Annotated in this window: 10 protein-coding genes; 8 read left to right on the top strand and 2 right to left on the bottom strand. The window is 56.9% G+C overall.

The window, feature by feature from the left end; all coding sequences use genetic code 11:
- Positions 1 to 242 precede the first annotated feature (242 nt).
- The 6 genes from HY868_25960 (at position 243) to HY868_25935 (ending at position 6,855) form a co-directional block, all read left to right on the top strand.
- The gene (locus tag HY868_25960; protein MBI5305601.1) at positions 243 to 806 is read left to right on the top strand and encodes a DUF4126 domain-containing protein; all 564 of its coding nucleotides are present in this window, start codon (positions 243 to 245) and stop codon (positions 804 to 806) included.
- A gap of 8 nt (positions 807 to 814) precedes the next feature.
- Positions 815 to 1,192 (top strand): nucleotidyltransferase domain-containing protein, encoded by a 378-nt coding sequence (locus HY868_25955; protein ID MBI5305600.1) that lies wholly within the window; start codon positions 815 to 817, stop codon positions 1,190 to 1,192.
- Positions 1,189 to 1,671 carry a hypothetical protein gene (locus tag HY868_25950; protein MBI5305599.1) on the top strand — a complete coding sequence of 161 codons (483 nt, stop codon included), beginning with the start codon at positions 1,189 to 1,191 and terminating at the stop codon, positions 1,669 to 1,671. The genes HY868_25955 and HY868_25950 overlap by 4 nt, the downstream gene beginning before the upstream one ends.
- Positions 1,672 to 1,676: 5 nt before the next feature.
- Positions 1,677 to 3,599 (top strand): excinuclease ABC subunit UvrC, encoded by a 1,923-nt coding sequence (gene uvrC, locus HY868_25945; protein MBI5305598.1) that lies wholly within the window; start codon positions 1,677 to 1,679, stop codon positions 3,597 to 3,599.
- 83 nt (positions 3,600 to 3,682) lie between these two features.
- Positions 3,683 to 5,521, top strand: a complete 1,839-nt coding sequence (locus HY868_25940) for a cyclic nucleotide-binding domain-containing protein (GenBank protein MBI5305597.1) — start codon at positions 3,683 to 3,685, stop codon at positions 5,519 to 5,521.
- Entirely contained in the window at positions 5,518 to 6,855 is a 1,338-nt protein-coding gene (locus HY868_25935) for a DUF58 domain-containing protein (GenBank protein MBI5305596.1), read from the top strand. Before HY868_25940 ends, HY868_25935 begins: the two co-directional genes overlap by 4 nt.
- A 54-nt stretch (positions 6,856 to 6,909) precedes the next feature.
- Here the strand turns inward: HY868_25935 and HY868_25930 are convergent, their stop codons facing one another.
- Positions 6,910 to 8,364 carry a helix-turn-helix domain-containing protein gene (locus tag HY868_25930; protein MBI5305595.1) on the bottom strand — a complete coding sequence of 485 codons (1,455 nt, stop codon included), beginning with the start codon at positions 8,362 to 8,364 and terminating at the stop codon, positions 6,910 to 6,912.
- A 144-nt stretch (positions 8,365 to 8,508) separates the two neighbouring features.
- Between HY868_25930 and HY868_25925 the strand changes: the two genes are divergently transcribed.
- Entirely contained in the window at positions 8,509 to 9,990 is a 1,482-nt protein-coding gene (locus HY868_25925) for a VWA domain-containing protein (GenBank protein ID MBI5305594.1), read from the top strand.
- A gap of 47 nt (positions 9,991 to 10,037) precedes the next feature.
- Here HY868_25925 and HY868_25920 read toward each other — a convergent pair whose 3' ends face one another.
- Positions 10,038 to 11,996, bottom strand: coding sequence for an IPT/TIG domain-containing protein (locus tag HY868_25920; GenBank protein MBI5305593.1), 1,959 nt, complete (start codon positions 11,994 to 11,996; stop codon positions 10,038 to 10,040).
- Positions 11,997 to 12,431: 435 nt separating this feature from the next.
- On the opposite strand from HY868_25920, the gene HY868_25915 reads away from it, so the two are divergent.
- Positions 12,432 to 12,995, top strand: coding sequence for an SIS domain-containing protein (locus tag HY868_25915; GenBank protein MBI5305592.1), 564 nt, complete (start codon positions 12,432 to 12,434; stop codon positions 12,993 to 12,995).
- Positions 12,996 to 13,213: the final 218 nt, after the last annotated feature.

Genomic DNA, 13,213 nt, shown 5'->3' with positions numbered 1-13,213 from the left:
TTTCTTCGCCTTGCTGGTATGCCGCACGGATTTGTTCGTCAGTAGGTAATGGGGACGGTGTCATTGTCTACAGTATGCCTGATGAATGTATGCTTTGCAATACAAGAGTCGTCCAAGTTTGGTTATGCCTGAGCAGTTACCCCGAAAATACCGTCAATGTCATCTACCCGAAAATCTGACGCACACCCCGCCTAGCACACGCGTTTTATGGTATAATTGTCGCGCGAGGTCAAACATCGCGTATGCTTTCGATTATTTCACACATTCTGACGGCATTCGGATTGTCGTCCGCGTCTGGCTTGAACGCCTACATCCCACTGCTCATCGTCGCGCTTGCCGCGCGCTTTACCGGACTCGTCCAGTTGAATCCCCCATTCGATATTCTCGCGAACGAGTGGGTGATCGTCGCGCTCGTGATTCTGCTCGCGATTGAAGTCGTCGTGGATAAGATTCCTGCCGCCGATTCGCTGAACGACGCGATTCAAACGTTCGTCCGCCCTGCCGCGGGCGCGCTGATGTTCGCGGCAAGCACGAACGCAATCAACCTGCATCCGGTCATCGCCGTGATTCTTGGGTTGGTCCTCGCTTTCGGCGTGCACGCGGCAAAAGCGACCGCGCGTCCTGTCGTCACTGCGAGCACCGGCGGTTTGGGCAACGCGTTCGTCAGCGTCGGCGAAGATATCGTTTCGACCGGCGTGACACTCATCGCGTTGATTGTGCCGGCGATAATTGGAATTTTGCTCGTGTTCGTCATCGTATTTTTCGCGTGGCGCATGATGTCGCGCAAGCGCGCGGCTAGCGCGTAGGGGTTGGTATGGTAAAGACCGTGTTGGAAATGACGCCGGAAGAATTGACCAAGTATTCGCTCAGACCGAAACGCCGCCCGAATCTTGCGCAACAAAAACAATTGATGGCTCGCGCAATGCGTCAAGCGCGGCGCGCGGCAGAGTTGCTCAAACGCGATTTTGGCGCAACCCGTGTAGTTCTTTTTGGTTCACTGGCGCATCGTTTGTGGTTCACGCGTTGGTCAGACATTGATCTCGCGGTGTGGGGCATTGCGCCCCGCGAGTTCTATCGCGCTGCCGGCATCGTCGCCGATATGCCAAGCAAATTCAAGATTGAGGTGGTTGACCCTGAGACGTGTCGCGCTTCGGTGCTCGAAGAGATTGAGGAAGATGGTATTGAACTGTGAATAAGGACCTCGCGAAACTTGCCAAAAGAATCCGGACCGAACCCGCGGATTTAGAACAAGTAGTATCAAGATGTGAGGAGGCGTTGAAACGTTCCCGGTCTTCCGCCGATGATCTTTACCTGGACAGTGTCGCTCTGAATTTGCAAGGGTTTTATTTTGGCGTGGAACATCTCCTGCAGTTGATCGCGACGACGATTGATGGAAATTTGCCTCAAGGCGCTGAATGGCACAAAGAATTGCTTGAGCAACTGTCTCAAGAAATGCCTGGCATTCGTCCGGCGATCTTGTCCGAGAATTCAAAAATATTATTGGATTCATACCGAAGTATTAGGCACGTTGTCCGATTCACATATACCTTTCGACGAGAACCAAATAGATTGGAAGAACTCACGGAAAAACTGCGCCCCACCTTCTCGATCGTTCGACGCGAATTAGATGCATTTGCCGATCTCGTGCGACAACGCGCTCAAGAGAATTGACCGCGATGGCATTCACACCCCGCCCCGAAATCCAACAAATACTCGATACGCTGCCGACCAATCCCGGTGTTTATCTGATGAAGAACGAACACGGGGAAATTATTTACGTCGGCAAGGCGATCAATCTGCGGAATCGCGTGCGCTCGTACTTTCATGCGCCGTACGGACAAGACGCCAAGGTGTGGCGGCTCGTCGAACGCATTCGCCACATCGAGTTCATCGTCACCGAGACGGAACTCGAAGCGCTCGTGCTCGAGTGCAACCTCATCAAGAAACACAAGCCGCACTTCAACGTGCGGCTCAAAGACGACAAACGCTATCCGTACATCAAAGTCACCTGGCAAGAACCGTTTCCCAAAGTATTCGTCACGCGACGAATGGAGCAAGACGGCGCACGTTACTTCGGACCTTTCACCGCGGTGTGGGCGGTGCACGAAACGCTCGACACGCTCCGCAAGATTTTTCCGTACCTCACGTGCGACCGCGACATTACCGGGCGTGACAAACGCGCGTGCTTGTACTACGACATCGGCTTGTGTCTCGCGCCGTGCATCGGCGTCGCGCTGCGTGACGAATATCGCGCGATGATTGATCGGCTCTGCTTGTTCTTGCAGGGCAAGACCGACCAAGTGACCGCGGCGATCCGCGCGAAATTGGACGAGGCGGTCGCGAAACTCGAATTCGAACGCGCGGCGCGTTATCGCGATCAATTACAGGCGCTCGCACGCGTCGCCGAGCATCAAAAGGTCGTCTCGATGGCGACGGTGGACCAGGACGTGATCGCGTTTGCGCGCGACGACGGCGACGCATGCGTGCAAATCTTTTTCGTGCGCGGCGGCAAACTGCTGGGTAGAGAATATTTTGTGCTCGAAGGCGCGGAGGGCGAAAACACCGACCAGGTTTTGTCTTCGTTCGTCAAACAATTTTACGACGAAGCCGCGTACGTCCCGCCGGAAATTTTATTGCCAGAAAATATTGACGAAGCGCAGATCATCGAGCAGTGGTTGAAGAATCAGCGCGGGCAAAAAGTGTTGCTCACCGTGCCACGCAGTGGGCAAGGGCAAGAACTCGTCGCGATGGCAGAAGAGAACGCGCGCATCACCTTGTCGTCGCTCAAGGCGCAGTGGCTCGCCGACGAAACCAAGCAGATGAGCGCGGTTGCGGAATTGCAGGATGCGCTCGGCTTGGCGAATCCGCCGCTGCGAATGGAGTGCTACGACATTTCGAACACGCAAGGCACGAACTCAGTTGGCGCGATGGTTGTGTTCGAGCGCGGCGCGGCGAAGAAAAGCGACTATCGCAAATTCAAAATCAAGACGGTCGATGGCGCGAACGATTTCGCGAGTCTGCAAGAAGTGTTGCGGCGACGGTTCAAACGCTTGTTAGACGCGAAGGCAAGCGAGGGAGAGCGCGGTCAGCGGTCGGCGGTCGGCGGTCAGTCGGCGGAAGAGAAAACGCGCAAGGCGATTTCCTCATCTGCCAAAGCCGACGAATCCTGGGCGCGCATGCCCGACCTCGTGATCATTGACGGCGGCAGGGGGCAACTAGGCGCGGTGCATGAGGTGTTGCAAGAACTGGGCATCGAGGGCATGAATCTCATCAGTCTCGCTAAGCAGGAAGAAGAAGTGTTCGTGCCCGGTCGCGCCGAATCGTTGCGCTTGGCGAAAAACTCGGAAGCATTGAAATTGCTGCAACGCATCCGCGATGAAGCGCACCGTTTCGGCATCACGTACCATCGCTCGCTCCGCGCCAAAAAGGGCCTCGCGTCGCAACTCGACGCGATTGCGGGCATCGGTCCGCGTCGCCGCCGCGCGCTGCTCGCGCGCTTTGGCTCGCTCGAAAAAATTCGCGAGGCGTCCGTCGCGGAATTGATGACGGTCGAGGGTATGACGCGCACCGCGGCGCAGAAACTCAAAGAGAATTTATGATTTCTGATTTCTGATTTTCGATTTTAAAAAGCGCACAATCAAATCAGAAATCAGAAATCAGAAATCGAAAATCGAAAATACCCATGATTCCTGTTGAGCAACTCAAGGATATTCCCCTCTTCACTAACCTGGAAGTTGAAGAACTCGCCGGGCTGGCGCGGCTGTTCCACAAACGCTCGTACCAGATTGGCGAAGTGGTGTGCCAGCAAGGCGCGGATGGCGACGCGTTCTACGTGCTCGACGCGGGACGTTTGCGCGTGCGCCACGTGGATCAAGCCGGGCGCGAACACGTCTTGAATTATCTCAACGCGCCGGCGTGGTTCGGCGAAACCTCGTTGCTCACCGGCGTGCATCGCGACGCGACCGTAGACGTGTTTTCGAAAGAAGCGCAACTCTTCATTCTGCCTAAACACGAATTCGATCAAGTGTTGCACGAACGTCCCGATCTCATGTCGCGACTTGACATCAAACCCGAGGTCGCGAAAAAAATCGCCGCGCGCAGTGTGTACGATTGGTTATTGCCGGGCGAAATCGTCGTCGTCAATACGCGACGGCATTGGTTTGCGCTCATTCGCATGTTGCCCGTCCCGCTTATCGGGACTCTGGTGCTGGGCGCGCTCGCCATTCTTGCCGCCGTTTTTGGTTGGGGCGCGAACTTGATCCTGCTAGGTCTTTTGGCGTTATGGGTGGTTGGAACGAGCGCGTGGACGGTCGTAGATTGGTCGAACGATTTCTATGTGATTACTAATCGGCGCGTCGTTCACATTGAAAAAGTCGTATTCTTTCTCGACGAACGCGAAGAAGCGCCGTTGGAGCAAGTGGCGAACGTCACCGAAGTCGTCAGCGGACCGGTCGCGCGCATCCTGGGTTTTAGCGAAATTCACGTCGAGACTTCGGGACACAAATCGGACATTGATTTCGATTATGCGGCGCGTTCGACCAACATTCGCAAAAACATTTTCGAGCAAATTGATCGCATCCGCTCACGCGCGGCGTTCGAGAAACGCGAACGAATTCGCGCAGGCATTCGCGAGGATTTGATCGAGCATCTTGATCCGGACGCGCTCCGCCGCGCGCAGGCGCGCGCCGCCGCCGCCGCGATGGAAGCCGCGCTCTCCAAGCCGACTGGCACCGTCAAGAAACAGCGCGCGCGCGTAGCGGTGTGGTTCGAAAAACGGTTCGGGATGCGGATTGACGAAGGCATGCGCATCACGTGGCGCAAACATTGGAGCGTGTTGTTCGGCGAAGCCGGTCCACCGTTCGTGTTGTGGCTCGCGTTTTTTCTCGTCGGCGTGTTGCAACTGGTGGGACTCGTACCGCTCAGTGTGTTTGACCGCACGAATTTCCAATCGCTCGGCGTATTCATTCTGGTGTGGATCGTGTTCTTGATCGCCCTCGGATTTTGGACGTGGTACGAGTACGAAGACTGGCGCAATGATATCTACGCGGTGACGGACGACCGGCTCGTGGATAGTGTCCGCACGCCCTTTGGCTTTCATCAACGCTCGATTGAGACGACGCTCGATCGCGTGCAGGACATTTCGTTCGTCAAACCCAACTTGATCGCCGCGATCTTGAACTATGGCGATTTGAAAATCGAAACGGGCGGCGCGCAAGGGCAACTCATTTTCACGTGTATCGTAGACCCGCAACGCGCCAGCCAGGAAATCTTTCGCCGCCGCGAAGCGTTTCGCGCGCGGCGCGAGCAACAACAAGCCCGCCAGGAACGCGTGCAATTTCTCGACTGGTTCTTGGAGTACAATCGCTTTTTGCAGGAACGCGGCGATGTCAATGTGTGGGGCGATCAACGCCAACCGCCCAAACCCGCGAGCGACAATGGCGCGGATACGCCCAGTGATTCCGCCGCGCCGAGCGCGCCCGATACCCTAGACCCGAATCCGCCGAACAAACCGACGACATGAAATTTCTCCGTGCCTTGCTACGCCGATTGCGCGCGACGTGGTGGTTGACTTTGCCGAATGGCGCGCTCGCGCTCAGCGTGCGCTATTGGTCGGTCCTGCTTGTCCTCGGCGCGCTTCTCATCCTGGCGTACCAAACCGGGCGCGATATTTTCTTTCGCCTCGCGTACCTGGTGATTATTCTCATCGCCTTTTCCTTTGTGTGGGCGCTGTACGGCGTGCTGACCTTTCGCCTGTACCGTCAAACGACGACGCCGCGCGCCGCGGTCGGTTCGCTCGCCGAAGAACGCTTTCTCGTGCAGAACACCGGCGCCGCGCCAAAAATCTGGATCGAAATTCGCGATGAATCGGAATTGCTGGGACATCGCGCGAGCCGCGTGCTGAACGCGTTGCGTTCCGGCGCGCGCTGGAGCTGGAGCGTCCGCACCTTGTGTCGCAAGCGCGGTCGCTTTGCCCTGGGTCCGATCATCGTGTCGGCGGGCGATCCGTTCGGCTTGTTCGTATTTCATCGCCGCATGCCGCAAACGCAAAGCGCGATCATCGTGTTTCCGGCAACCGTAGACTTGGCGACCTTCGCACCGCCGCTCGGTCAGATGTCCGGCGGCGATATGTCGCATCGCCGGACGCATCACGTCACGACGAATGTCTCCGGCACGCGCGAGTACGCACCGGGCGATTCATTCAGTCGCATCCATTGGCGTTCGACCGCGCGCACTGGTCGGCTCATCGTCAAAGAGTTCGAACTCGACCCGTCGGCAGACGTGTGGATTTTTCTCGATCTGGAAAGAGACGTGCAAGTGGGGCGCTGGTGGGCGGAGCAAGCCGAGGCGCGCGATCTCAGTCAGTTGTGGATGCGCGAGAAACACATTTTACATTTGCCGCCGCTCACCGAGGAATATCTTTTTACGATTGCCGCGTCCATCGCCAAGTATTTCATCCGGCATCAACGCGCGGTCGGTTTCGTCGCGTACGGGCAATCGCGCGAAGTGATTCAACCGGATCGCGGCGAGCGGCAGTTGAATCGTCTGCTCGAAATTTTCGCAGTGATGCGCGCCGAAGGGACGACGCGTTTGCGCGATGTGTTGATGTTGGACGGCGCGCATCTCAGCCGCAACGATACGCTGGTTGCGATCACACCCTCCGCGGAACTGGACTGGGTGCGTTCGTTGCGCGAAACGAAACGCCGTGGCGTGCGCGTCATCGCAGTGATTACCGAGCCGAGTTCGTTCGGCGGCGCGTATGACGCGCGCGCCGCGGCAGGCGAACTTGCCGCGAGCGGCATCCCGGCGTACCTCGTGCGCGAGGGCGACGATTTGCGCGCCGCGCTCGCGCGCTAGACGCGTATGGCAAATTTCTAATTTGCCATACCTTGAGCAAATTGGAAATTTGCTCTACTCTCTCCGCAATTTTTCGAGCGTCGCCGCATCGAACGGATTTTTCCCCGCGCGCAATTCCGGCAACCACTCGCTCCGACTCGATCCGTAGCGCGCGCGTAAACTCTCCGGCTGACGCGCGAGCCAATCCACAAAGTTCTGCAAATCATTCGCAGCATCCGCGAATTTTCCCAGTTCGGCGTAAACGATCCCGCGCGCCTCACGCGCGCGCCCGCTCGTCTCGGTGCGGACTGCGGCATCGCAGTGCGGCAACGCCGCGTCCGGTTTTTGGTCGAGCGCGTGCGCCCAACACAAGGCAAGACGCGCGCGCGTTTCGTCCGGTTTGAGCGCGAGGACGCGCGCGAAATCGGATTGCCAGCGCGCGTCGTTCAATCGCACGTACGCCAAACCGCGATTCAAGTACGCATCTGGCAAATCCTGGGTCGTGCTGACGACGCGCGTGTACGCCGGAATCGCTTCGAATAGATCCGGCGGCAGTGCGCGTTGCGCGATGTAGCCGGCTTGCAATTCGAGCGCGGGTTTGTGCGCGCGCATTGGCGCGAGCGCGAGCGCGGCGCGCGCCAACCCCCAATCGCCGCGCTCAATGTGCGTTTGGCTCACGACGAGCAACGCCAGCGCCTGCAATTCGTCGGGCGACGCAACCGCGAGCGTGACGCCCATACGCGTTGGCGCGGCGACGAGCGCGTCGAGCGGCATATCCTCGACGCGCGTGAATGACGCGAACGCGATTAGCGCGTTCAAGTCCGCGCCGGTGCGCGTGCCGCCGATCACAACACGCGCGTTCGCGCGGCGCAACACCGTGTCCGCATCGCGAATCGGATCGCGCCACAACGCGACGCGCACGCGTTCCAAACGCGATGCGAGAATCTCGCGTTCGAGTGCGGCTTGGATGCGTTCGTCGGTCGGGGGCAGTGGTTTCTGTCGCGCGTCCGGCGACGGAAGCGTCTGGGCGTCGTCGAACGCGCCGACGACGATCAGCGTTTCGCCCGGCGCGGCGACCGGGCGCGGCGTATCGTCTCGCGATTGCAAGATCGCGAACGCGGCGACGAGCGCGAAAATCGCGACGATCATCGCGATGGCAATTCCAAGCGCGCGCGGGCGGATTCGTTTGCGCGGGGCAAGTTCAACTTGAGTTTCGACCGACGGTGGAGGTGGAGCAATTGGCGCGGTCCCAATCTTCGTTTCGACCGGCTCAGGCGGAGGGATTGGTGCGGGCGGCGCGGCTTCGGGCGCAAAACCGGCGGCGAGCAAAAACGCGTCGCGCTCCAGCGGCGTGAGACGCAGCTTCGTCGCAATTTTGAGCACGTCTTCGCGATAGCGCGGCTTTTCGACTAGCCCTTCCTTCCAGCGAAAAATCGTCTGGCGGCTAACGCCGAGCGAACGCGCCATTTCGGCATCGCTGATGCCGGTGCGCGTCATGTACTCTCGAAGTAGTTCGCCGAAGGTTTGCATAAGCCAGTTTTCGCCGAGAAATACGGTGTTTTGGGGTGTTACGCGCAGTGTAACACAAGTGCGTCTTGAATTGCAACTTGACGAGCGCGATAATGCGGGCGGAACTGGGACGCAAATTAGGAATTTGCCGCACGGGAGGGAAAAATGTTTTCTCGTAAATGGTTGTTCATCATCGGCTTGCTCATGGTCGTCGTGATTACCGCGTGCGCGGCGCCGACCGACGCGGCGAAGGCGCGCAGTCGCAGTGTCATCGAATCGGGCGGAATCGTCTCTGCCGAAGAATTGCGCGTCGCCGAGTACCTCGCGTACTACAAACAAAGTTTTCCCGCGCCGGTCAACACGACGCTCGGTCTCGATTTGCGGATGGGCAATCAACAAATCCCGGTCGAGGGTGGAACCGCGTGGTTGCAAGTCGGCATTCAAGCCAAAACCGACAAGAACGAAATCGTCGCGCCGCTCAATCTCGCGATTGTGATTGACCGCAGCGGCTCGATGGACACGCCGGAAAAAATGCCGTACCTCAAACAATCGCTGCGCGTGTTCCTGACGAGTCTCGCGTCGAACGACATCGTCGCGCTCGTCGCATTCAGCACCGACGCCGAGGTACTCGTGCCCGCGCGCCAGGTTGGTGATGGTCGCTGGATTGAAGACGCGGTCAATCGTTTGCAGCCAGGCGGCAGCACGAATCTGCACGCCGGGATGATCCTGGGTTTCAAAGAAGTCGAACGCAACTTTGACGTGCGCCGCAACAATCGTGTGATTCTGCTGACGGATGGCATCGCGAACGTCGGCGTAATTGACTCAAACCAAATCGCGGCAGAAGCGAAACGCTACAATGAACGTGGCATCTATCTCTCGACGATTGGACTGGGACGCGAGTTTAACGACGCGCTGTTGAGCCAACTCGCCGGGCAAAGCAAGGGCGCGTACCACTTTGTGGACTCTGCCGCGGAAATGGACAAGGTGTTTCGTCAACAGGTCAGTGGGTTGATCCAAAAATCCGCGTCCGATGTCTCGGTCACGCTGCGTCCCGCATCGGGCGTGAGCATCGAAGCGATCACCGGGTTTGAAGGCACCCTGCCGACCGGTCCGGTGCAAATCAAAATGCACGACATGGGCACGGGCGATAGCCAGGTCGTCCTCGCGCGCATGAGAGTGGGATCGGGCGGCAGCGGGCGGCGGAACATCGCGACCATCGAATTGCGTTATCGCGATTTGTTCTCGCAGCGCGACGAGACACTGACGCAAACGATCATGGCAGACGCCGCGCGCATCGGCAATTACGATCCAACGTTCGATGTCGAAGTCCTGCGGAATGTGACGATTCAGAAAACTGCGGAAGGATTGAAGGAGATTGATCGGCTCTACAAATCACAACGTTATCAAGAGGCGTGGCAACTCGCGTATCGCCTGGAACAAGATTTGCGCTACGTCGCGCGGTTGACGAACGAGGCGCAGATGGTCAAGGACGCGGATATGATGCGCAAGTATCAGGACACGCTGTCCAAGTGGGTGCAGAATCAAACCGGTCGCCCGCCGCAACCGGCGGAAAGCGGACCCGCATCCGATCAACCGATTCGCGGACGCGAGCCGACGCCGGTCGCAACGCCGATTCAGATCAAGTGACGTTTGAAAAGTTGACGCCGAGAGGAAATTCTCTCGGCGTTCAATCTTTATGGACTGCTTTTGGAAATCACCGGCAGATAATGCTTCGCTGGTGGACCGATGTAAAAATTTGCGGGATTAGATGTGCCAGTCCCATCCGGGTTGTAAACGGTTACGCTCGCGATGCCAGGTGTCGCGATATCACCAGCCAAGATGTTTGCGGTGAGTTGCGTGCTGTTCACATAGATCGTCGTCCGATCCGCGCCATTCCAACGCACAATCGAACTGGCGATATAGTTGGTGCCAGTTACGGTAAGCGTAAAACCAAGTCCTCCCGGTGCGGTTGTAAAAGGACTGAGACCGGTAATCGTTGGCGGTGCGCCGATGGCGACCTTTGCCCACCACGTACTCCAGATTCCCGAGCCATTGCCGGTGCCAACCTGTGGTTTGGCATACTCTTGGATCGTCCACAGGTCCGTATCGTTCGATGGGTCTACTTGTGTATTGCTATAATCACCCCAACGGTTTCTAGTACCCGAATACGTTTTGTAGTAATACCCTTCGCCGGCTTTATAAATGTATGGATCGCGCATCGTGCCGGCGGCATCGGTGTTTTGCCGATAGGCATAACCAGCCGCCGCATATTGACTGGAAGAAAACTGGGAAAAACCCAGGAGAACATCATTGTTCTTGTTCACCGTGATCGTTGGATACGAATACCATTTACCGCCATTCGAAACAGTTGCGGTTGGATCCTCAACGCGACCGCCATCCACAAAGTTACCGCTCGTATCCAGTTTCACCCATTGCGCTGCCAAGTGCGAAATTATTCCGCCCGCCGGCAAGCCAACGGTCTGCGCGTACCAAATGTTGCCATTCCGAAATACCGCATTCAGAATGCGCGCATCGCCCGCGTTGATTTTTGCGGTTGCGCCGGTGACTGGCTCGGGTGCTTGCGGTTGAATATCTCCGCTTGGCACCGTCCACGCGCCCAAGGAATTTGTTTTGAGTACGCCTTGCGTATAGAGGGGGGATGCCGGCGTGCCGGTGATGGTGTTCAATCGGTACGACGCCGCGGAGCTATTCCAATGGGCGGGCGCATACAAGGTATTCTCCGTCGCCGAGTAGGTAACGGCGGGTTGCACCGCAAAATCGGATAGACCGGTGAACAACGTTCCAGTGGGTGCGCCGGCAAGCAAGTTGGGATAGTTGATCACGAGCATCCGCGATTCTTTGAAAAGACCGTCGGTCGTGCCAAACATATTCACCGAAATCGCGACCCAGTTTTTGTTGAACCCCATCGTTGGATAGTCAGCCCAGGACGGCACACCGCCGATGGTTGCGCCAACGATGTAGCGATAGAGTTTCCACGTGCCATTGGGATCGCTGGTATCCGAGACGCCGTAAACGATGGATGAACTAGGGCTCGCTACATTTGAAACTCCGGCGACGATAAAACGATTGTTGTAGGGATCGTAGAGTGTTTTGGGGTCGAAGTTTCCCGTCGCGCCGGTGCCTGCCCAGAATGTATTCATCGAAACGGTGCTTACGGTTGCGCCGGTGGTCTTGTCCTGGACGCGATAGTTGTTGTTCAGCGTTACAAAGACGCGCGTCGGACCGACTGCGCCATCGGTATCCGGGGGAATCATACGCAACGTGCTACCGACCGCCGCAATGTCGTCCATGCCCATATAATTGAGCGCGGGCGCTGGCGATGCGACCGATGGGCGGACTGGTTGAGCGATGGCGGTGCGTTGCGCGGACTGTCCTATCGCCGTTGGTTCCGGAGCTTGCATGAAAGGCGCGATGAAGTTCACACCGGGTTCAGAAGTAGATGGAGTTGTCGCGTGTTGTTTCGCCAACTCGGCAAAATTTATTGTCGCCGAACTCGTTGGAACGACCGGGATTCCTTGAATCACGGTGGGTCCTTGCGCTATCACCGGCGTCGGTGAATTCAGACCACCTAAAAAAATATAACCGATAATCAGCGCGCCTAAAATCAACGTCCGCAGATTCTTGGGATTCATCATTTTTCTCCTAAATGATTTGAGGCGTAAAAGTAACCCAGTCCCAGTTGCTTGACAAAACCGAACGCTTTCACGCGCGCACGCGCGCGTAAAAGCGTTCATCACCTTGCAACCCAATCTTCAATGCCACGCGACATCGCACATAACTTGCTGAGATGAAGGAGTATGAAAACCGGTTTGCAAAACTTGGCATTGTATCCACCAAAGTTATGATACTTGATTGAAGGTTCATTGTCAACAAATTCATTGGGTGTGCGTCAAAATTTTGGAACACTCAACCTTGCGAAGGTTTTGACGACAAATCAAATATGATTGCCGTTCAACCTTCGCAAGGTTTTTTCACCACCCAAAAACTTGACGCACGCCCAAATTCATTTGTCAGGTCAAGGCGCTGCTTGTATAATGCAAACGCAAAAACTAGGGATGGAGGCAAAGATGAATTCTTTGAAAGACTATTTCGACGTCGAAATGAAACTGATGGCTGGCTTGCCGCTCGAACGCGTGGACGCCATCGTTGCAAAATTGCATCGAGCGCGCTTCGATGGTCGCCGCATTTTTGTTTTTGGCAACGGCGGGAGCGCATCCACCGCATCGCACTTTGCCTGCGACTTGGGCAAGGGGACGATCAAACCAGACCTGCCGCGTTTCCAAGTGTTCGCGCTCAATGATGCGTTTGCCACCATCACCGCGTATGCGAACGACAATGGGTATGATTCGGTGTTCGCCGAACCGCTTATCACGCACGCGCAACGCGGCGATATCGCGCTGGGCATTAGCGTCAGCGGCAACTCGCCGAACGTCGTGCGCGCGCTGGAGACCGCGGAAAAGTTGGGGCTCACGACCGTCGCGTTCACCGGGTTCGCCGGTGGCAAGATAAAAGATCGCGCCGAGTACCACGTGAACGTTCCGTCCGAATCGTTCGGGCACGTCGAAGATATTCACCTCGCATTGACGCACGCGATTTGCGAGATGCTCAAACTCCAGCATGACCCGCACTAACATTCGTCGGACGCGGATCAACGCGGATTGACACGGATTTGATTTTCCATCCGCATTTTCCGCGTCCCAAGATTTTCGGTTCATTGGGAATTGCCGTGATGCCCCCAAGATATAGTGGGCATGAGTTGTGGTAGAATTCGGAATATCATCTTGGTCATGCCAGAAAGGATACCGCCATGTCTCCCGCCCAGATTACGGTCCCACTCGACATTCCTGAT

The organism is Chloroflexota bacterium (genome assembly GCA_016219275.1).
Classification (GTDB): Bacteria; Chloroflexota; Anaerolineae; order UBA4142; family UBA4142; genus JACRBM01.
Note: the sequence above shows the minus strand (reverse complement) of the source record. Positions and strands in the feature narration are given on the sequence as shown.

Coding starts and splice junctions, on each gene's coding strand:
- HY868_25930 (MBI5305595.1), bottom strand. CDS start 8,364: ATGCAAACCTTCGGCGAACTACTTCGAGAGTACATGACGCGCACCGGC.
- HY868_25935 (MBI5305596.1), top strand. CDS start 5,518: ATGAAATTTCTCCGTGCCTTGCTACGCCGATTGCGCGCGACGTGGTGG.
- HY868_25915 (MBI5305592.1), top strand. CDS start 12,432: ATGAATTCTTTGAAAGACTATTTCGACGTCGAAATGAAACTGATGGCT.
- HY868_25925 (MBI5305594.1), top strand. CDS start 8,509: ATGTTTTCTCGTAAATGGTTGTTCATCATCGGCTTGCTCATGGTCGTC.
- HY868_25955 (MBI5305600.1), top strand. CDS start 815: ATGGTAAAGACCGTGTTGGAAATGACGCCGGAAGAATTGACCAAGTAT.
- HY868_25940 (MBI5305597.1), top strand. CDS start 3,683: ATGATTCCTGTTGAGCAACTCAAGGATATTCCCCTCTTCACTAACCTG.
- HY868_25960 (MBI5305601.1), top strand. CDS start 243: ATGCTTTCGATTATTTCACACATTCTGACGGCATTCGGATTGTCGTCC.
- HY868_25920 (MBI5305593.1), bottom strand. CDS start 11,996: ATGAATCCCAAGAATCTGCGGACGTTGATTTTAGGCGCGCTGATTATC.
- uvrC (MBI5305598.1), top strand. CDS start 1,677: ATGGCATTCACACCCCGCCCCGAAATCCAACAAATACTCGATACGCTG.